The 19730-nt window shown below is 57.9% G+C and carries 15 protein-coding genes and 3 pseudogenes; 3 read left to right on the top strand and 15 right to left on the bottom strand.

Annotated elements, in window-relative coordinates; genetic code table 11:
• Positions 1–614 (bottom strand): annotated as a pseudogene (locus KDX37_RS02135) (transposase); the annotation flags it as partial.
• Between the two features lie 251 nt (positions 615–865).
• On the opposite strand from KDX37_RS02135, the pseudogene KDX37_RS02130 reads away from it, so the two are divergent.
• Positions 866–2128, top strand: a pseudogene (locus KDX37_RS02130) (glycosyl hydrolase family 18 protein); the annotation flags it as partial.
• 776 nt (positions 2129–2904) lie between these two features.
• Here the strand turns inward: KDX37_RS02130 and KDX37_RS02125 are convergent.
• From KDX37_RS02125 to KDX37_RS02095, 7 genes and pseudogenes are all read right to left on the bottom strand, one after another.
• A pseudogene (locus KDX37_RS02125) lies at positions 2905–3191 on the bottom strand (electron transfer flavoprotein subunit beta); the annotation flags it as partial.
• Between the two features lie 743 nt (positions 3192–3934).
• Positions 3935–4741: an electron transfer flavoprotein subunit beta gene (gene etfB / locus KDX37_RS02120; RefSeq protein WP_231650991.1), complete on the bottom strand. Its 807-nt coding sequence runs from the start codon at positions 4739–4741 to the stop codon at positions 3935–3937.
• Positions 4731–5951, bottom strand: coding sequence for an electron transfer flavoprotein subunit alpha (etfA, locus tag KDX37_RS02115; protein ID WP_231650990.1), 1221 nt, complete (start codon positions 5949–5951; stop codon positions 4731–4733). The genes etfB and etfA overlap by 11 nt, the downstream gene beginning before the upstream one ends.
• Complete coding sequence (gene dgcB, locus KDX37_RS02110; protein WP_231650989.1) at positions 5951–7912, bottom strand: dimethylglycine demethylation protein DgcB; 1962 nt, start codon at positions 7910–7912, stop codon at positions 5951–5953. The genes etfA and dgcB overlap by 1 nt, the downstream gene beginning before the upstream one ends.
• A gap of 147 nt (positions 7913–8059) precedes the next feature.
• Positions 8060–10120, bottom strand: a complete 2061-nt coding sequence (gene dgcA, locus KDX37_RS02105) for a dimethylglycine demethylation protein DgcA (protein ID WP_231650988.1) — start codon at positions 10118–10120, stop codon at positions 8060–8062.
• 15 nt (positions 10121–10135) lie between these two features.
• Positions 10136–10666, bottom strand: a complete 531-nt coding sequence (locus KDX37_RS02100; protein ID WP_231650987.1) for a DUF5943 domain-containing protein — start codon at positions 10664–10666, stop codon at positions 10136–10138.
• A 176-nt stretch (positions 10667–10842) separates the two neighbouring features.
• Complete coding sequence (locus KDX37_RS02095; RefSeq protein ID WP_074814220.1) at positions 10843–11820, bottom strand: dipeptidase; 978 nt, start codon at positions 11818–11820, stop codon at positions 10843–10845.
• A 227-nt stretch (positions 11821–12047) separates the two neighbouring features.
• Here KDX37_RS02095 and KDX37_RS02090 point away from each other — a divergent pair, with 227 nt between their 5' ends.
• Entirely contained in the window at positions 12048–12458 is a 411-nt protein-coding gene (locus KDX37_RS02090) for a lysozyme inhibitor LprI family protein (protein ID WP_231650986.1), read from the top strand.
• A gap of 54 nt (positions 12459–12512) precedes the next feature.
• The gene (locus KDX37_RS02085) at positions 12513–12932 is read left to right on the top strand and encodes a DUF3010 family protein (protein ID WP_231650984.1); all 420 of its coding nucleotides are present in this window, start codon (positions 12513–12515) and stop codon (positions 12930–12932) included.
• A 169-nt stretch (positions 12933–13101) separates the two neighbouring features.
• Here KDX37_RS02085 and fba read toward each other — a convergent pair whose 3' ends face one another.
• From fba to tkt, 7 genes are all read right to left on the bottom strand, one after another.
• Complete coding sequence (gene fba, locus KDX37_RS02080) at positions 13102–14166, bottom strand: class II fructose-bisphosphate aldolase (protein WP_231650983.1); 1065 nt, start codon at positions 14164–14166, stop codon at positions 13102–13104.
• 112 nt (positions 14167–14278) lie between these two features.
• Positions 14279–14605, bottom strand: coding sequence for an MliC family protein (locus KDX37_RS02075; RefSeq protein WP_231650982.1), 327 nt, complete (start codon positions 14603–14605; stop codon positions 14279–14281).
• A 54-nt stretch (positions 14606–14659) separates the two neighbouring features.
• Complete coding sequence (locus tag KDX37_RS02070) at positions 14660–14857, bottom strand: hypothetical protein (RefSeq protein ID WP_231650981.1); 198 nt, start codon at positions 14855–14857, stop codon at positions 14660–14662.
• Between the two features lie 87 nt (positions 14858–14944).
• On the bottom strand, positions 14945–15175 hold the full coding sequence (locus tag KDX37_RS02065; RefSeq protein ID WP_231650980.1) for a hypothetical protein: 231 nt from the start codon (positions 15173–15175) through the stop codon (positions 14945–14947).
• A 30-nt stretch (positions 15176–15205) separates the two neighbouring features.
• The gene (locus tag KDX37_RS02060; RefSeq protein WP_231650979.1) at positions 15206–16369 is read right to left on the bottom strand and encodes a phosphoglycerate kinase; all 1164 of its coding nucleotides are present in this window, start codon (positions 16367–16369) and stop codon (positions 15206–15208) included.
• 16 nt (positions 16370–16385) lie between these two features.
• Positions 16386–17435, bottom strand: coding sequence for an erythrose-4-phosphate dehydrogenase (epd, locus tag KDX37_RS02055; protein ID WP_231650978.1), 1050 nt, complete (start codon positions 17433–17435; stop codon positions 16386–16388).
• A 158-nt stretch (positions 17436–17593) separates the two neighbouring features.
• Entirely contained in the window at positions 17594–19591 is a 1998-nt protein-coding gene (tkt, locus tag KDX37_RS02050) for a transketolase (protein WP_231650977.1), read from the bottom strand.
• Between the last annotated feature and the right edge of the window lie 139 nt (positions 19592–19730).

Raw genomic sequence — 19730 nt, 5'->3', positions numbered from 1 at the left:
CCGCTTCACATTGATCGGGGCCAGTAACTGGACTTCACGCTCGCGGCGCAGCAACCCCCAAACCCGGCGGTAGCCATAACTTGGCAACTCGCTGACTTGCTGCTTAATCTCGGCGACCAACTCCGTATCGTTCACGAGCCGACGTCGCCGTACTTTGGGCGATGCCGATTGCTTGATTCGAACCGTTAATTGCGAGCGCGACACACCGAGACAATCGCTGACCAGTTTCACTGGTCGTCCCCCGGCAACAAGGGTGAGTGCGCAATCCATTTTCGCGACCGGGCGATCTCCACGGCCTCTTTCAGGACTTCGGCTTCCATCGTCTTCTTGCCCAGCATCCGCTGCAATTCGCGGATCTGCTTGAGCGCGTCGTTCAGCTCCGACGCTGGTACCACCGCTTCGCCAGCACTCACCGCCGACAGGCTTCCGTCCTGGTACAGTTTGCGCCATAAGAACAGCTGGTTGGCATTGATGCCGTTGCGCCGGGCCACCACGGATACACTTTGTCCGGGTTCGAGGCTCTCGCGAACCATGGCCAGCTTCTGGTCGGTGCTCCAGCGGCGTCGGCGTTCCTGGCCGAGCAGCTCGCCACCCTTATCGTTGCTGTTAGTCATAAACATACCCGTTTGCCTATCCCTTATCTTAAGGGGGGAACGGTGTCCTGTCTTTCATGGGGCTCGTTCAGTTCGTTTCGTCGCACTCCCCCTTGCTCCCTCCACCTGTCGTAAAATCATCCAATTGCGGTGATGTGGCTGCCTATTCAGTGCGTACCCACTATAAAAAGCTACGCTTACTTTCAAAGTGGAACGGAATCCATACCGTGCACGGCTGCTGCGTGTACCTACCCTGAAAGGAAGCAATCACTATGTTCAGACCTCAAGCGATCAAACGTTATAAAAACCACATCACTGATGCGGCATCAGGAATGACGGATCTGTCCGGAAAAAATGTCCTCATGGGCTTCTGGCATAACTGGACACCGGGACCCGGGCAGGGTTATCAGCAAGGCATGTTTACAGAGATGGAGCTCACCGATATACCCGAAGCGTATAACGTTGTAGTGGTGGCCTTCATGAAAGGCAAGGGTGTGCCAACGTTCAAACCCTACAAACATACCGATGCCGAGTTTCGCGCCCAAGTGGGTGAGTTGAATGCACAGGGACGGGCGGTGCTGATTTCCCTGGGCGGGGCTGACGCTGAAATCCACCTCAACCCAGGCAGTGAAGAGGCATTGGCGTATGAAATCATCAGGCTCGTGGAAGTCTATGGTTTCGACGGGCTGGATATCGATCTTGAGCAAAGCGCTATTGATGCAGGCGCCAACCAGACGGTGCTGCCTGCGGCACTGAGAATGGTGCGCGAGCACTACGAACAGGAAGGCAAACACTTCATCATCAGTATGGCGCCAGAGTTTCCGTACTTGCGAGAAGACGGCAAGTATCTGGCCTATATCGAGGCACTGAGCGACCTGTATGACTTCATCGCACCTCAATATTACAATCAAGGAGGAGACGGCATATGGGTCGACGAAATCAGTGCATGGATCCCGCAAAACGATGATCTGTTCAAGGAAGAATTTCTTTACTACCTGACTGACAGCATCATTAACGGTACTCGTGGATTTTCAGCGCTTGCGGCCGACAGGTTTATCATTGGTTTACCTACCAACGATGATGCGGCGGCAACGGGTTACGTCATTGACCCCGACGACGTCAAAGGAGCGATGGCATTACTCAAGGAGGACGGCAATCCCATTCGCGGACTGATGACATGGTCGGTGAACTGGGATAACGGAAAAGACAAGAATGGCGTGCCCTATGGGTGGGAATTCGTCAAACGTTACGGCTATATCACCGAAGGTGAACCTCTTCCCGAATTGCCGTCGATACCCTCCGGGTTTGGCTCCAGAGAACAGACCTCAACGTCCGTGACATTGTTGTGGCAGCTGTCGCAAGGACCCCATCCGGTGCGCAGTTACGAACTTTTCCGGGACGGCGTATCGGTGGGTATCATCGACCATCCTCCGTTCACCGACACCAACCTGACGCCCCGCACTACGTACCGCTACCAGATCGAAGCTATCGATGATCAAGGCACCCGCTCGGGACTTTCGGCAGCGATCAACGTAACGACGCCGGCAGGTACCTCGGGCGGTGTTCCCGTACCTGTCTGCAAGGCAGGCATCAGAATCAAGGTGAAAAACCTTGTCATCAACCTGAATGGGGATCTGAATTACACCTGCCCTCAGGATCACCCCTGAAACAGTAGCTGGGCGTGAGTAACAGGATCCTCCCAGCACTGATCAGAAACGACTTACCCACAACATGATGGCTGTGCACAGGTGGGTAAGTCGTTTCGCCAGTGACAGGGATCTTGAGCAACCGCGACTTATTCACAAGCGTATGTCACACAGCAAGGTGTTTGTTTTTTGATCAAATCTCTGCAGGTCACGTTTTAAAGGGCCTACAGCGGATCGCGAACACGTTATCCACAGAAAGGCCAACAGACTTTTGGTACAACTTCCTTAAAGTCGGTGCAGACTGTGGAAAACCCGCTGAATGCCCTAGCGACTAAGGATATCGACAATCAAAAACGCCCAGGGTCAGAATTTGATCGTTTTTTAACCAGCCCTCGGAAAGCCTTGTACTCCGATGGCTGCAGCTGATCATGAACAAGTTGTCCACAGAGCCGCCAACAGAGATTGTGGGCAAAATAAATGGATTCATGCTCTATCGGGGTATTTATCCACATATGAAAAGCCTGTAGAAACCGTGACTTAGGCTGGCTGTTTTTTGATCATAGCTTCAGGACCCAAGGTTTACGCGGGTTGCAGCAACCCGCAAACACGTTATCCACAGGCAGACGCACAGGGAATGTGCGTAAGTAAATGATCAGGATACGATTTCAGCGAATCACACCCTCTTCCACCAGCAATTTCAATATCGCCGCTGCGCCCTCTTCCGGGCTCAAGCCTTTAAGCACTTGCCCACCGCCGCCACTGGCCTTGGCCGTTGCGGCCTTCATGCGGTCGGCGCCGCTCTTGGCCTTGATGACCTTCAAGCGTTTGGGACGCGGCTTGGCCGGTTGCAGAGACGCGCCTGTGAGTAACGTGTCCACAACTACCTCGACCTCCTCTACAGCCAGCGTGCCGGGCCGTAAGCACTCTGACGAGGTTTTGAGGCCGCGTTTTCCCAGATGAGGCGACAGTTGCCGCAGCATCGCAGATTTAATTACAAGAGTGACGGTGTAGGTGCAGACCAGCCCCCTCCTAGAGGAGATGATTTTGAGGGCAATTCGTCACATCAGACGACACAGAAATGCCTTACCCCCCTACATCTGTCGGGTTGCCCGAGTGCGTGACATACCCGACCCTACAGCAGGTAAACTGTATGGCAAGACTTGAATGACGAGTCCAATTTCACAGATTCCTTTATCCTTATGGAACAACATGCATTTCTTATGCAACGACGGCGCTATGATTTTCCTTATGGGGTGCTGCGCTTTAATAGCGACCTACTACCCTGCTATTTATAAACTACGCACACAGTCAAAAAGCGTTATAACCGAGCTTAAGAAGCTGATCTTTTTAGTAGCTTTTATGCTATGCACGATTTCTCTAAGTAGCGTTATAAAAAATTACTTTCTGCGTTGCTCGATTTACTAGCTTCAATACTGCCGTAGGTTAGCGGACCGAACGGCAGTCATACATTGTGACGTACGCACTAACCATTGGCACACTTTATACATATGCCAGCGCGCTACTGAGTCGCCGTACTTTCAGTCGTGACTTTGACAGCAAAAAGCACTTCCGGTGACTTGGGCCTCTCAGCAGCAGCCGCTACGTCTCTGTGTGTCTAAACCGCCAGAGTTTTGCACCTGCCTTCAGGTTTGCTGCCAGATACCTCTAACAAGCTCACCCTTATCACGCTAGGCCTTACCTAACCACACCCTCTTCCACCAACAATTTCAATATTGCCGCTGCGCCCTCTTCCGGGCTCAAACCTTTGAGCACTTGCCCACCGCCGCCACTGGCCTTGGCCGTTGCGGCTTTCATGCGGTCGGCGCCGCTCTTGGCCTTGATGACCTTCAAGCGTTTGGGACGCGGCTTGGCAGGCTGCAATGACTGGCCTGTGAGTAACTCATCCACAACCACCTCGACATCTTCTACGCCCAAAGTGCCACGCTGAGCCGGGCCGTAGGCGCTCTGACGCGGTTTTGCAGCGGCGTTATCCACAGTCGCAAGAAATGGCAGGCGCACTTTGAGACGACGGCGCTGGCCGCGAGGCAGGGCTTGCAGTACCAACGCCGTACCGTTATCCAGCGATTCGACTTCGGCAAGCCCGGTTACCAACGGCCAGCCAAGTTCTTCAGCCAGCAGGAACGGCAACATGCCAGAGCCTTCCCCGGTTTCCGCCTGGCTACCGGCTAACACCACTTGCGCAGCGGAGTGGCGAATATGATCGGTCAGCACAGCCACAGCGTCAGCACCGGGGGGCTGTTCCAGTACGTGCAGCTCGCTCAGGCCCATGCCGAGGTAGGCGCGGAGCGAGGCCTCCTCAGCATTGCCGGCATGCACCACCTGCAAGTTATCCCCAACCAGTTGCAGGCCGAGTTCTACAGCACGTGCATCCTGCTCGGCACGTCGTGGGCGCCCCGAGGTGGGGTGAGCGCCTACTGACACCAGGCTGATGACCTGCACGGCTGACTTGTCCACAGACGATTTATTCACTTCAGGCCGCATCACGTTTCTCCCGGTTGCGCCAGGCTTCGACGGCTGCGACAAGCGCCTTCAGGATGGCCGCGCTTTCGCCAATCACGGAAAGATCGGCACGTTTGACCATGTCACAACCGGCGTCCAGATTGACCGCCACGACCTTGTCGCAGGCGCCAATGCCTTGCAAATGCTGGATAGCCCCCGAAATGCCGACGGCCATGTAAACCCTTGCCGTGACCCAGGTACCGCTGGCGCCAACCTGCCGTTCGCGGCCCATAAAGCCGTCGTCGACCGCCACGCGAGAAGCGCCTTCAGTCGCGCCCAGCGCTGCTGCAGCGTCATGGAACAAGTTCCAGTCCTTGACACCGTTGCCGCCCGACAAAATGAATTCAGCTTCTGCCATCGGGATAACCGCCGGATCGACCGTCACGGCACCCAGATCCTCGATGCGCGACAAGCTGCGCGCCACGCTTGTGGATAACTCGACGGGAAGGACCTCGTGACGAGTGTCGCTAACAGGCTCGGCACACTCCACCGCCGCCAGAATCAGCCGTGCAAGCGGGCGGACCAAGTCTTCGCGTCCGGCACCTGCGCGACCAATGCATTGATCACCCTTGACCTGCCAGACTCGGGTAGCAGGACGCTCCCCCACACTGGCGGCAAAACGTCGTCCCAACTCGCCACCGCCGGTGCGGCTGTCGGGCAGCAGCCAGTGACGTGGGGTGAACTGGTTATCCACAGCTCGCAAACCCTGGACGCGTTGTTCTGGGGAATAGCCGCTGAACTCGCTACCGTCGAGCAGCAACAGGCGATCGACGCCAGCGGTGTCGAAACCGGTTTCCTTGTGCTCGCCGAAAACCACAGCCAGCACCGCACCATCCGAGCCTGCCAATTGCCGGGCAAGGCCGAACAGATCTCGGTCATGACTGCTCAGACGGCCACCGACCATGTCGGGAACCACACTGATGTAAAACGCGGGTTCCGGCACTTGATGCAACGGCAACTGCACGTCGGCGGTGGCGCTGCGTTTGACGGTGCCGCCTTGCTGCGCGCCACTGCGGTCGATGCGCTTGATCCCGTTCGGACCGATGAAACCGAGACCATGGACGTTCTTGCGCATCAGGCCGTTAGGCCCCATCCAACTGGTCTGCGCGGGTTGCATAGCCGCATGCAGCGGGTGCAGGCGGTTGCGGGCAATCCACTCGGCACGCGGGTCGCGGCGAATAATGTCGCTCATCACAGCACCTCCGCAGGTTCACGTCTGGTGGGCGCCGATGAGCTGGGGATAACTTCTTCCAGCAAGGCGTCAGCCACCAGTTCGGCAATGTCTTTGATCAACGGTCGGGGTTCAACCACGCCTTCGAGCATTGCGGTGCATTGTGGACAACCGACAGCGACCAGTTCGGCGCCCGTTTCGCGTATGTCTTCCATGCGCATATCGGGGATACGCTGCTTGCCGGGAATGTCGGTGATTGGTGCGCCGCCACCACCACCGCAGCAGCGAGAGCGGAAACCCGAGCGTTGCATTTCCTTGATCTCGATACCCAGCGCACGCAGCACCTCGCGCGGCGCCTCGTATTCGCCGTTGTAGCGGCCCAGGTAACACGGGTCGTGATAGGTCACGCTGGAGCCTTTATGCTGGCCAAGCTTGAGCGCACCGCTCTGAACCAGTTCAGCCATGAAGGTGCTGTGGTGCTGCACCTGATATTCGCAGCCAAACGCGCCGTACTCGTTTTTCAGCACATGGAAACTGTGCGGGTCGCAGGTGACGATCCGTTTGAAACTGTATCGGGAAAGGGTCTGGATATTACGTCCGGCCAGCATCTGAAAGGTCGCCTCGTCGCCCAGACGTCGGGCCACATCGCCACTGTCGCGCTCTTCCAGACCCAGCACGGCAAAATCGATACGCGCAGCTTTCAGAACTTTGACAAAGGCACGCAGGGTGCGCTGATTACGCATATCGAACGCGCCATCACCGACCCAGAACAGAACGTCTGTGGTCTTTTTCTCACTGAGCAGATTGAGGTTCAGGTCCGCAGCCCAGTTCATTCGACCGCCAGGTGCAAAGCCGCGGGGGTTGTCGGTCGCGATCAGGTTATCCAGCACTTCGGCGCCCTTGTTCGGGGTTGCGCCCCTTTCCAGCGTCAGATGACGACGCATGTCGACGATCGCATCGACGTGTTCGATCATCATCGGGCATTCCTCGACACAGGCGCGGCACGTGGTACAGGACCACAGCGTTTCAGCGTCCACCAGGCCGTTGACGATGGGCTGATGCGGGTTGCCGCGGTGCTCGCCGACAGGCTTGCCTTTGCCGTCAATGGACGGGTAAGGGCTGCCGGCAAATTTCGCATCGGTACCGCCCGCCAGACCCACGACCATGTCCTGAATCAGCTTCTTGGGGTTGAGCGGCTGGCCTGCAGCGAACGCAGGGCAAGCGGCCTCGCATTTGCCGCACTGCACGCAGGCATCAAAACCCAGCAACTGGTTCCAGGTGAAATCCTTGGGTTTTTCCACGCCCAGCGGTGCAGTCGGGTCGCTCAGGTTCAGCGGTTTCAGACCGGTCGAACGTCCGCCGCCGAAGCGTTCGGCGCGACGATGCCAGGCAAGGTGCAGGGCGCCGGCAAACGCATGCTTCATCGGCCCGCCCCAGGTCATGCCGAAAAACAGTTCACTGACGCCCCACAACACGCCCAGACCCAGAATGGCCACCAGCACCCAACCACCAAAGTGCTCGGGGAGAATGCCCGCTATTGGCAGTGTCACCACAAAAAAACTTGCAGAGAAAGCCATCAGGCTTTTCGGCAGGCGCATCCAGGGGCCTTTCGACAGACGCGCAGGTGGGTTGAGCCGACGCAGATACATGAACACCGCACCCACGAACATCACCGCCGTCATCAGCAGCAATGCATACCCCAGCAACCGGTTATGCAGGCCAAAGCCATGCACCAGAATCGCCAGTACGATGGAGGCGACGGCACCGCCTGCGGTAGCGACGTGCGTATTGGCAATGTATTTGTCGCGGGCGACCACATGGTGCAGATCGACCATGTAGCGCTTGGGCATGGCCAGCAACCCGCCGAGCAGATCGACTTTCGACGCCCGTCCTGCACGCCACAGGTTGGCACGACGCACCGCGCCAAGGACGGCAAGACCCAAGGCGGTAAACAGCAGAATGGGGAGAAGGGTGTTCAGCATAGGTGAAGCTCCCAAAGACCTCGGGTCTTGCAGGTCAGGATGTCTTGCTCGATGCCCGTGGGGAGCGAGCTTGCTCGCGAATGCATGTCCTCAGTCGACGTGGGTCAACTGACTCACCGCTATCGCAGGCAAACCCGGTCCACAGGATCAAAAGTCTTTACACAAGCGCAGACCGTCATAAATCGCAGCGTGGGTATTACGCTGCGCCACGCAGTCGCCGATCCTGAACAGCAGGTAACCATCACCCGGCTGACTCAGCGAAGGCTGCGGCTGAATGGCGAACAGCGCGTCGATATCGATCTGGCCCTTGTTGCGCGAACCTTCCTTGAGCGCGTAGTAGATCGCTTCGTCCGGACGCACACCGTTTTCAACCACCACCTGATCGACCACCCGCTCCTCTTTGGCACCGGTGTATTCGTTCTCCAGCACGGCCACCAGCTTGTCGCCCTCGCGATAGACCTTTTCCAGCATCATGTCGCCGGTCATGATCACTTCCTTGGGGTACATGCTGCGGTAGTAGGTCGGGAACGAGGTGCCACCAATCGCGACACCCGGCTTGATGTCGTCAGTGACGATCTCGACTTGGCTGCCCTTGTCGGCCAGGAAGTCAGCAACCGACATGCCGGTAAACTCGCAGATGGTGTCGTAGACCAGTACGTTCTTGCCCGGTGCAACCTTGCCATCCAGCACGTCCCAGCTACTGACAATCAGCCCTTCGGCTGCGCCCCAGTGTTCGTTCTGCTCGACGAATGGATGACCGCCCACCGCGAGCACCACAATATCGGGCCGCAGGTCGAGAATGGTCGCAGCATCGGCCGCTGTGCCCAGTCGCAAATCAACATTCAGACGGGCCAGTTCCAACTGGAACCAGCGCGTGATACCAGCGATTTGGTCACGCTGCGGCGCTTTCGACGCGGTCGTGATCTGCCCGCCAATAAATTCCTTTTTCTCGAACAGCGTCACGTCGTGGCCGCGCTCGGCAGACACACGCGCCGCCTCCATACCGGCAGGACCGGCACCGACGATCACCACCTTGCGTTTCGGTCCGGTGGACTTTTCGATAATGTGCGGCACGCCCATGTATTCGCGGGACGTTGCGGCGTTCTGGATGCACAACACATCCAGGCCCTGGTACTGGCGGTCAATGCAGTAGTTGGCACCGACGCACTGCTTGATCTGGTCGATCTGGCCCATCTTGATCTTGGCGATCAGGTGCGGATCGGCAATGTGCGCGCGGGTCATGCCGACCATGTCGACGTACCCACCTTCCAGAATGCGCGTCGCCTGATTGGGGTCCTTGATGTTCTGTGCATGCAGCACCGGCGCCTTGACCACTTCCTTGATACCGGCCGCCAGATGCAGGAACGGCTCCGGTGGATAACTCATGTTCGGAATGACGTTGGCCAGGGTGTTGTGCGTATCGCAACCCGAACCCACCACACCCAGGAAGTCGATCATGCCGGTGTCGTCGTAATACTTGGCGATCTGTTTCATGTCCTCATGACTGAGGCCATCGGGATGGAATTCATCGCCACAGATACGCAGCCCAACGCAGAAGTCAGGTCCGACTTCCTTGCGTACGGCCTTGAGCACTTCCAGACCGAAACGCATACGGTTTTCGAAGCTGCCACCCCACTCGTCAGTGCGTTTATTGACACGCGGGCTCCAGAACTGGTCGATCATGTGCTGGTGCACTGCCGACAGCTCGACGCCGTCCAGCCCACCGGCCTTGGCCCGTGCCGCTGCGCTGGCGTAATTGCCGATCACGCGCCAGATCTCTTCCGGCTCGATGGTCTTGCACGTCGCGCGGTGCACAGGCTCACGGATACCCGAGGGCGACAGCAGGGTCGGCCAGTGATCGCCATCCCAGCGCGAACGCCGTCCCATGTGGGTAATCTGAATCATGATCTTGGCGCCATGCTTGTGCATGGCGTCGGCCAGATTCTGAAAATGCGGAATAATCCGGTCGGTGGCCAGGTTGACCGATTTCCACCAGCCTTGCGGGCTGTCGATGGCCACGCTGGAAGAGCCGCCACAAATTGCCAGCCCGATGCCGCCCTTGGCTTTCTCTTCGTAATACTTCACGTAACGGTCGGTGGTCATGCCGCCATCGGTGGCATAGACCTCAGCGTGCGCAGTACTTAGCACGCGGTTGCGGATCGTGAGTTTGCCGATCTGGATCGGCTGGAACATCGCTTCGAAAGCCATAACGCGAACCTCGACTTACAGCGGTTTGACGATGAACAGCCCGTCGTCGTGACCTTCTTCAGAACCGCCGTAGACCTGTTCGGCCACGGTGCGAACGGCACTGCCCCGGGCAGCAAGGATCTGGTCCATGGCACCCGCGAACCAGCCGGTGAACATGTAATCGACCTTGCGTCCCACCTTGCCGTAGACGTACACGAAACAGGAATGCTCCAGTTTGACGCTGGCGGTACCGGCCTCCAGGTCGATGTCCTGGATCTTGAACAGGCCCCAGCCACGTTGCGACAGGCGCTTCATGTAGTGCTCGAACACCGCTACGCCTTCCAGACCATGGCATTCGGCTTCTTTCTCGCACCAGTGCCAGGCCGACTTGTAACCCGCCTTGTACAGAATTTCGGCGTAGGCATCGGCGCCCAGCACTTCTTCGATACCCATGTGGTTGTTGACGAAAAAGTGACGCGGGACGTAGAGCATCGGCAGCGCATCAGAGGTCCAGACACCGGTTTCGCTGTCGACTTCGATGGGCAGTTGCGGGGCGATTTTGGCCATGGGGACAAACTCCAGATATTCGTAGTGTCAAACAAAGCCTTTGCTTTGCTTTTGATTAAACAAGCCAAATGATGGGGGTCTGGAACTGCCGCCGACGGGGGAGCAATGGAGGCCTTACACGGAGCGCGTGAGGACCTTGAACAGCTATCGACGGGGGCAGCGGGCTCCAGAAGCGATCATTCGCCCCAGACGTCAGCCAGCACATTCACCCAATTTTCGCCCATGATCTTGCGCACCACGCGCTCGGGATGACCGCGTTTGAGCAGGGTTTCAGTGAGGTTCGGAAACTCGCCCACGGTACGAATACCCAGCGGGTTGATGATCTTGCCGAAGCTGGTCAGGCGACGTGCGTAGCCTTTGTCATGGGTCAGGTACTCGAAGAAGTCCTGGCCATGCCCCTGGGTGAAATCGGTGCCGATGCCGATGGCGTCTTCACCGACAATATTCATGACGTATTCGATGGCTTCGGCGTAATCGTCGATGGTCGACTCGATACCCTTGGCCAGAAAGGGCGCAAACATGGTCACACCGACAAAACCGCCATGGTCGGCAATGAACTTCAGTTCAGCGTCGGACTTGTTGCGCGGATGTTCCTTGAGACCGGACGGCAGGCAGTGGGAATAGCAGACCGGCTTCTTCGACTCGAGAATGACTTCTTCGGAGGTTTTCGAACCCACGTGGGACAGGTCGCACATCACGCCGACACGGTTCATCTCGGCGACGATTTCACGACCAAAGCCTGACAGGCCGCCGTCACGCTCGTAACAGCCGGTGCCGACCAGATTCTGGGTGTTGTAGCACATCTGTACGATGCCCACGCCCAGCTGCTTGAAGATCTCGACATAGCCGATCTGGTCTTCGTAGGCGTGCGCATTCTGAAAGCCGAAGAGGATGCCGGTCTTGCCCAGCTCCTTGGCCTTGCGGATGTCGGCAGTGGTGTGAACCGGCATCACAAGGTCACTGTTTTCACGCATCAGCTTCTGGCTGGTGCAGATGCTGTTGATGGTGGCCTGGAAACCTTCCCACACCGAAACGGTGCAGTTGGCCATGGTCAGACCGCCTTTGCGCATGTCCTCAAACAGCTCGCGGTTCCACTTGGCAATGATCAGCCCGTCGATAACGATGCTGTCGGCGTGCAGTTCGGCTGGGCTCATCAGGCTGTCCCCTTTTAGGTTTTCGCGCACCGAATCGGCTGTCGGCGCTATTGGGGTCAGCATATGCCGGAGGGTCGGGCGAGCCGGGTGCAAAAACGACAGAGGGCTTGCCGAAAGCGTCAAGAAGCGACAAAGGTCGACAGCGCACGACCAGGCTGTGTCGTAAACCTGTTCATTACTGCGCGCTTGAGACAGAATTCATGCAATCAATGGATCGGAGCGACTCAATGAAAACGATTTTCCTGACCCTGGCCCTTGCGGCGACGGTCGCGACAGGCGCACAAGCCGCTCAAAACCCTGACAGCACGCCGTGTGACGGCGTCGACAGCGACAACCAGACCCTCGAGTGCTCGACCTACAGCCGACACACCGCGGAGGAGCTGCTCAAAGAAAACTTCCAGAACCTGCTACAGCGCGTTCAGTCGCAGTTCGTCGCCAACAAGACACAGTTCAACGACTTCACCAGCAAACTCAAAACCGCCCAGCAAGCCTGGGAGAAGCTGCGTGACGCCGATTGCGCGGTGGAAGTCTTTCCATCTGCCGCAGGCAGCAAGGCGTTCACCATCAGTGAAAACGACTGCGTGGCACGCATGAGTGACGAGCGCTCGGAATATCTGGAGTCGATTGCACAGGAATAACGCCTACGATGAGATAACCTGTTTCTTTTATGAATCACTTTTTCAGGTTTTCTCATGATCATTTGCGGCGTAGAAATCAAAGGCAGCGAGGCCATCTTTGCTTTGGCCACCCGACAGAGCAGCGGTATCGCGCATCTGCCATTGGCGACAAAGAAGATTGCACTGGACGATGACGATGAGTCGGCAAACGTCAAAGCGTTCTCGACCCGGATCGCCAGCTTTGTGCGCGAGAACGGCATCAGTCATATCGCGATCAAGAAACGCAGCAAGAAAGGCGAATTCGCAGGCGGCCCGACCACGTTCAAGATCGAAACTATCTTCCAGTTGCTGTCCGACTGCAACGTGGTGCTGATCTCGCCACAGACCATCAACGCCCAGAACAAAAAACACGATTTCGCCCTGCCCGAGACACTGAACAAGTATCAGCACGAGGCATACAAAGCGGCGTGCGCAGGCCTGATGAAAAGCGCATAGCCATTTTCGGGCACGCTGGGAAGGGCGACGCACAGGCTGACGAAGAGGGCCTTGCATTCAATCAGGATTCAGCGCCTGTTCAGCAGCCTCTTGAGTACACGTGATCACACTGAACAAGCAGGCAAAAAAAACCCGCATCGCTGCGGGTTTTCTATCACTGGATCAACACTCAGTTGATCTTGGCATCCAGTTCGCCGCGCGCGTAGCGCTCGAACATGGCGTCAAGCGAGATAGGCTTGATCTTCGAAGCGTTGCCGGCAGTGCCGAAGGCTTCGTAGCGGGCGATGCAGACGTCACGCATGGCCACGACTGTCTTGGCCAGGTATTTGCGCGGGTCGAACTCGCTCGGGTGCTTGGCCATGAACTCGCGGATGGCACCCGTGGACGCCAGACGCAGGTCAGTGTCGATGTTGACCTTGCGCACGCCGTGCTTGATACCTTCAACGATTTCTTCGACCGGCACACCGTAGGTTTCTTTGATGTCGCCGCCGAACTCGTTGATGATCTTCAGCCATTCCTGTGGAACGGACGAAGAACCGTGCATGACCAGGTGCGTGTTGGGAATGCGCTTGTGGATTTCTTTGATACGCTCGATCGCCAGAATGTCGCCAGTCGGCGGCTTGGTGAACTTGTAAGCGCCGTGGCTAGTGCCGATGGCAATCGCCAACGCATCGACCTGGGTCTTTTTGACGAAGTCAGCGGCTTCTTCCGGGTCAGTCAGCATCTGGCTGTGATCCAGGATACCTTCTGCGCCAACGCCGTCTTCTTCACCGGCCATGCCGGTTTCCAGCGAACCCAGAACGCCCAGCTCGCCTTCCACGGACACGCCACAGGCGTGAGCGAACGCGACGACGCGACGGGTCACGTCAACGTTGTATTCGTAGCTGGCCGGGGTTTTGCCGTCTTCACCGAGCGAGCCGTCCATCATCACCGAGCTGAAGCCCAACTGGATCGAGCGCTGGCAAATGTCAGGGCTGGTGCCGTGATCCTGGTGCATCACGACCGGGATGTGCGGGAATTCTTCGATGGCTGCGAGGATCAGGTGACGCAGGAACGGGGCACCGGCGTATTTACGGGCGCCGGCCGAAGCCTGGACGATCACCGGGGAGTCGGTCTTGTCGGCCGCTTCCATAATGGCGCGCATTTGTTCCAGGTTGTTTACGTTGAAAGCTGGAACGCCATAGCCGAACTCGGCTGCGTGGTCCAACATCTGGCGCATGCTGATAAGTGCCATTGTCTGTTTCTCTCCCGGTAGGGTCGTTAATCGTGCAAGCCTGCCGTAGTGGCGGCTGCTGTTCAAGTTTTACGCAGGCCATGGACCTTGCGTGCAGTGCATCGGCTGCGACTTATCTGGCCTTGCAGCCGCGACCGATCAAATCGTTGGTAGCGTCCCAGTAAACCAGGCCTTCGCTACCTTTGTTGGCAAATGCCAGCACATTGTTGCTGTAAAGCGTACCGCTGGCAGCGCCCGGTTCGGCTTTGAGCCTGAACACTTGATCGCTCTGGTTCAAACGTACATCGACTTCTTTTTTGGCCGAGTCCACGTAACGCCAATTGACCTCGGCGTTACTGTCGCAGACCCAGCGGTTCCACGGATCGTTCTGCTGCGGTGTGCTCATGCTCGAACAACCGCCCAGCACCGCCAATGCCCCAAGGACAATCAAGCCTTTCATGACTTCTCCTGGCCTGCCCTGCGAAACCCGGCGCGTGCCTGCGGTTTCGGTGTGTCAGGGACAGTTCTGTTCCTGATTACGATCATCGGCCGGTTCACCCGTGACGCGCGCTTCGACCCGTTGCGTATTCTCGGTCGTTGGCACATCGACGGATGCCGGGCTGAATACTTTGCAGGCTTTGTCGTGAGAGCCTGTACCGGCACATCCAGCCAGTGCCATACAACTGACCAGTGCAAGCGTAGCGATCTTCATGGCGAAACTCCTTCTCAAGAAAAAATATCCACCACTTAATGACCGCTTGCGCTCGTGTATGTTGCCAGAAACAGGCTATCGCCAGGTTCAGGGGCAACCGACCTCACCCGCCTTGGGCATGAAATCGTAACGATCCCACACCTCCTGACCGCCGCGCTTGTAAATGACCGGCACAGTCTCAGCCTGCCAGCCTGCCTGATAACAACTCAAATGAAGCACATGAGTCAGGGAGGCGCTCTCCGCCTCCTCGGCTTCGGGTTTGCTCGCGCAACCGCCCAGCAAACCTGCAATGAGAACCAACGGTAACCCCCTGACCATTTGTTGCTGCTCCTTGCCCAAGCCTGGCATTCAGGCCTTGGCGCGTTGTTCAAGCACTTCAACCGCGGGCAGAACCTTGCCTTCCACGAACTCCAGGAAAGCGCCGCCACCGGTGGAAATGTAGGAAATCTGCTTGGCCACATCGTACTTGTCGATGGCGGCCAGTGTGTCACCACCGCCTGCGATGGAGAACGCCGGGCTTTCGGCAATGGCCTTGGCCAGGGTTTTGGTGCCTTCGCCGAACTGATCGAACTCGAACACGCCGACCGGGCCGTTCCACAGAATAGTCTTGGAAGATTTCAACAATTCGGCAAAGTGCGCAGCCGTCTGCGGCCCGATGTCGAGAATCATGTCGTCGTCGGCGACATCGGCAATCAGCTTGACGGTGGCCGTGGCGCTTTCCGAGAATTCCTTGGCAACCACCACGTCGGTTGGCAACGGGACGCTGACCTTGGCGGCGATTTCACGCGCAGTGTCCAGCAGGTCCGGCTCGTACAACGACTTGCCGACCTTGTGACCGGCCGCAGCCAGGAAGGTGTTGGCAATGCCGCCGCCGACGATCAACTGATTGCAGATCGAGCTCAGGCTGTTGAGCACGTCCAGCTTGGTGGACACCTTGGAACCGGCAACGATGGCGGCCATCGGTTGCGCAGGTGCGCCCAGCGCCTTGCCCAGTGCATCCAGCTCGGCGGCAAGCAACGGGCCGGCAGCAGCGACCTTGGCGAACTTGGCCACGCCATGGGTCGAGCCCTCGGCGCGGTGAGCAGTGCCGAAAGCATCCATCACGAAGATGTCGCACAGCGCGGCGTATTTTTGCGCCAGCTCATCAGCGTTCTTCTTCTCACCCTTGTTGAAGCGCACGTTCTCGAACAACACGACATCGCCCGGCTTGACGTCAACGCCGTCCAGGTAATCGGTGACCAGCGCAACCTCACGGCCCAGCGCCTTGCTCAGGTAGTCAGCGACAGGTTTGAGACTGTTCTCGGCAGAAAACTCGCCCTCGGTGGGACGGCCCAGGTGCGAACACACCATGACGGCAGCCCCTTTCTCCAGCGCCAGCCTGATGGTCGGCAGCGAAGCAAGAATACGTGCATCGCTGCTGACAACACCGTCCTTCACCGGGACGTTGAGGTCTTCGCGAATCAGTACACGTTTACCTTGCAGATCGAGGTCGGTCATCTTCAACACGGTCATGAGGCGTTCCTGTTTTTTACTGTTGTTGGTCAGCGACGCGCAGAAAGTGGTCCGCGACGTCGAGCATTCGATTGGCAAAACCCCATTCGTTATCGAACCACGCCAGCAGGTTGACCAGCCGGGGGCCTGACACGCGGGTTTGACTCGCATCGACAATCGCCGAATGAGGGTCATGATTGAAATCGCAGCTGGCGTGCGGCAACTCAGTGTAAGCCAGCAAACCCTTGAGCGGCCCGCTGGTGGCGGCCTCGCGCAGAATACGGTTGATGTCTACGGCATCGGTGTCGCGCGCCGTCTGCAATGTTATGTCCAGACAGGACACATTGACGGTCGGTACGCGAACTGCTTTGGCCTGAATTCGGCCGGCAAGTTCCGGAAGCAGTCGCTCGATTCCTCGGGCGAGCCCTGTGGAGACCGGAATGATCGACTGAAAAGCCGAGCGTGTGCGACGCAAATCTTCATGGTGATAAGCATCGATCACCGGCTGATCGTTCATCGCCGAATGGATGGTGGTGATGGTGATGTACTCAAGCCCCAGGGCCTGGTCCAGCAGCCGCAACAGAGGCACGCTGCAGTTGGTGGTGCAGGACGCGGCCGATACCAGCAGCTCCCTGCCGGTCAGTTGCTGTTGGTTGATACCGAACACAACCGTCGCGTCGACATCGCGCTCGCTGGCCATGGGTTGTGAGAACAGCACACGCGGCGCGCCGGCATTGAGAAAGCGCTGACCGTCTTCGCGTGTGTTGTAGACACCGGAGCACTCCAGCACCAGATCGACTTCCAGGCCCGCCCAGTCGATGCCTTCGGGCGTGGCACTGCGCAGCACCTTGATCCGGTGATCGTTGATGTGCAGGTATTGCCCTTCGACCCTGACCTCGCCGGGAAACCGGCCGTGGGTGGAGTCAAAGCGCGTGAGGTATTCGAGGCTGGCCATGTCGGCCAGATCGTTGATGGCGACCACTTCAAAACCCGCTTTCGCCCCTCGTTCGCACAGCGCACGCACGACGCAACGACCGATACGGCCATAGCCGTTCAGCGCAACTTTATAGGGACGGTGTTGAGGCATGAGTGCTCGCCAGCAGATGAATCAGCGGAAGATAAATCAAAATGTATAAACCTTGAGGGAGCGGGCCTGCTGGCGAAGGCCGCTTGCGGCGTGCATCACACACCGAAAGCCGACTTCACCCGCAAACCCGCTCCCATCAAGGCCGGTCACTGCATCAATCAGTCTTCGAGCAGCTCTTCAGCGGTGCTCAGAACATTTTCCAGCGTGAAACCAAACTCTTCGAACAGCGCAGGCGCAGGCGCCGACTCGCCGAAGGTGGTCATGCCGATAACGCGACCTTCCAGGCCCACGTACTTGTACCAGTAGTCGGCATGCGCAGCTTCAATGGCGATACGGGCACTGACCTGAAGCGGCAGAACATCCTGTTTGTACAGGGCATCCTGAGCTTCGAAGACGCTGGTGCATGGCATGGACACCACACGTACCTTGCGGCCCTGCTCAGTCAGCTTGTCGTACGCCTGAACGGCCAGACCGATTTCCGAACCGGTGGCGATCAGGATCAGCTCAGGCTCGCCAACGGAGTCGCGCAGCACGTAACCACCGCGGGCAATGTTGGCCAGCTGGGCTTCGTCACGCGCCTGGTGAGGCAGGTTCTGGCGCGAGAAGATCAACGCCGATGGACCGTCGTTGCGCTCGATGGCGTACTTCCAGGCCACCGCCGATTCAACCGCATCCGCCGGACGCCAGGTGTCCAGATTCGGCGTAGTACGCAGGCTGGTCAACTGCTCGATTGGCTGGTGAGTCGGGCCGTCTTCGCCGAGACCGATAGAGTCGTGGGTGAATACGTAAATGATGCGCTTCTTCATCAACGAGGACATGCGCACAGCGTTGCGAGCGTATTCCATGAAGATCAGGAAGGTCGCGCCGTACGGCACGAAGCCACCGTGCAGGGCGATACCATTCATCATCGCGCCCATGCCGAACTCACGCACACCGTAGTGCAGGTAGTTGCCGTTAGGGTCTTCGCCGGTGATGCTCTTGCAGCCTTTCCAGATGGTCAGGTTGGAACCGGCCAGGTCAGCCGAACCGCCAAGGATCTCAGGCAACAATGGGCCCAGTGCCGACAGTGCGTTCTGGCTGGCCTTGCGGCTGGCGATCGTTTCGCCCTTGGCGTTGACTTCAGCCACGTACGCGGCCGACTTCTCGGCGAAATCAGCGGGCAGCTCGCCGCTCATGCGACGGATGAACTCGTTGGCCAGCTCCGGGTGGGCAGCCGAGTAGGCAGCGAAACGCTGGTCCCATTCAGCTTCAGCAGCCAGGCCTTTCTCCTTTGCGTTCCATTCGGCGTAGATATCAGCCGGAATTTCGAAAGGACCGTGGTTCCATTTCAGCGCAGCACGGGTCAGGGCAATTTCGTCAGCGCCCAATGGAGCGCCGTGGGATTCTTCCTTGCCCTGCTTGTTAGGCGAACCAAAACCGATGGTGGTCTTGCAGCAGATCAGGGTCGGCTGATCGCTCTTGCGAGCGGTGTCGATGGCGGTCTTGATTTCGTCGGAGTCATGGCCGTCGACGTTGCGGATCACCTGCCAGCCGTACGCTTCGAAACGCTTCGGGGTGTCATCGGTGAACCAGCCTTCGACTTCGCCGTCGATGGAGATACCGTTGTCATCGTAGAACGCGATCAGCTTGCCCAATTGCAGCGTACCGGCCAGCGAAGCGACTTCGTGGGAGATACCTTCCATCATGCAGCCATCGCCCATGAACACATAGGTGTGGTGATCAACGATGGAGTGGCCTGGACGGTTGAACTGTGCGGCCAGTGTTTTCTCGGCGGCAGCGAAGCCGACAGCGTTGGCAAAACCCTGACCCAGCGGGCCAGTGGTGGTTTCCACACCTGGGGTGTAGCCGTATTCGGGGTGGCCCGGGGTGCGGCTGTGCAACTGGCGGAAGTTTTTCAGATCGTCGATCGACAGGTCATAACCGGTCAGGTGCAGCAACGAATAGATAAGCATGGAACCATGACCGTTGGACATGATGAAACGGTCACGGTCGGCAAACGCAGGGTTGGCCGGGTTGTGCTTCATATAATCGCGCCAAAGAACCTCGGCGATATCCGCCATGCCCATAGGGGCACCGGGATGGCCGCTGTTGGCTTTTTGCACGGCATCCATGCTGAGTGCACGAATAGCATTGGCACGCTCACGACGGCTTGGCATCGCTGATCTCCTGGGAATATAGGATTTGGGATCGGAAAAAAGACGGCCATTTTCCCTCAGGGACAGGCCGGGGGCAATCACAGATAGTGGACCATAGGCTTTTTTCCTGCATTACGGACATTATTTGTCCCGTAGAAAC

Origin of the sequence: Pseudomonas californiensis (assembly GCF_021147775.1) — a bacterium.
In the GTDB taxonomy this organism is placed as follows: Bacteria; Pseudomonadota; Gammaproteobacteria; order Pseudomonadales; family Pseudomonadaceae; genus Aquipseudomonas; species Aquipseudomonas californiensis.
Note: the sequence above shows the minus strand (reverse complement) of the source record. Positions and strands in the feature narration are given on the sequence as shown.

Excerpts from the sequence above, each read along its gene's own strand:
- etfB (WP_231650991.1), bottom strand. The coding sequence starts at position 4,741 with ATGCGGCCTGAAGTGAATAAATCGTCTGTGGACAAGTCAGCCGTGCAG.
- etfA (WP_231650990.1), bottom strand. The coding sequence starts at position 5,951 with ATGAGCGACATTATTCGCCGCGACCCGCGTGCCGAGTGGATTGCCCGC.
- dgcB (WP_231650989.1), bottom strand. The coding sequence starts at position 7,912 with ATGCTGAACACCCTTCTCCCCATTCTGCTGTTTACCGCCTTGGGTCTT.
- dgcA (WP_231650988.1), bottom strand. The coding sequence starts at position 10,120 with ATGGCTTTCGAAGCGATGTTCCAGCCGATCCAGATCGGCAAACTCACG.
- KDX37_RS02100 (WP_231650987.1), bottom strand. The coding sequence starts at position 10,666 with ATGGCCAAAATCGCCCCGCAACTGCCCATCGAAGTCGACAGCGAAACC.
- KDX37_RS02095 (WP_074814220.1), bottom strand. The coding sequence starts at position 11,820 with ATGAGCCCAGCCGAACTGCACGCCGACAGCATCGTTATCGACGGGCTG.
- KDX37_RS02090 (WP_231650986.1), top strand. The coding sequence starts at position 12,048 with ATGAAAACGATTTTCCTGACCCTGGCCCTTGCGGCGACGGTCGCGACA.
- KDX37_RS02085 (WP_231650984.1), top strand. The coding sequence starts at position 12,513 with ATGATCATTTGCGGCGTAGAAATCAAAGGCAGCGAGGCCATCTTTGCT.
- fba (WP_231650983.1), bottom strand. The coding sequence starts at position 14,166 with ATGGCACTTATCAGCATGCGCCAGATGTTGGACCACGCAGCCGAGTTC.
- KDX37_RS02075 (WP_231650982.1), bottom strand. The coding sequence starts at position 14,605 with ATGAAAGGCTTGATTGTCCTTGGGGCATTGGCGGTGCTGGGCGGTTGT.
- KDX37_RS02070 (WP_231650981.1), bottom strand. The coding sequence starts at position 14,857 with ATGAAGATCGCTACGCTTGCACTGGTCAGTTGTATGGCACTGGCTGGA.
- KDX37_RS02065 (WP_231650980.1), bottom strand. The coding sequence starts at position 15,175 with ATGGTCAGGGGGTTACCGTTGGTTCTCATTGCAGGTTTGCTGGGCGGT.
- KDX37_RS02060 (WP_231650979.1), bottom strand. The coding sequence starts at position 16,369 with ATGACCGTGTTGAAGATGACCGACCTCGATCTGCAAGGTAAACGTGTA.
- epd (WP_231650978.1), bottom strand. The coding sequence starts at position 17,435 with ATGCCTCAACACCGTCCCTATAAAGTTGCGCTGAACGGCTATGGCCGT.
- tkt (WP_231650977.1), bottom strand. The coding sequence starts at position 19,591 with ATGCCAAGCCGTCGTGAGCGTGCCAATGCTATTCGTGCACTCAGCATG.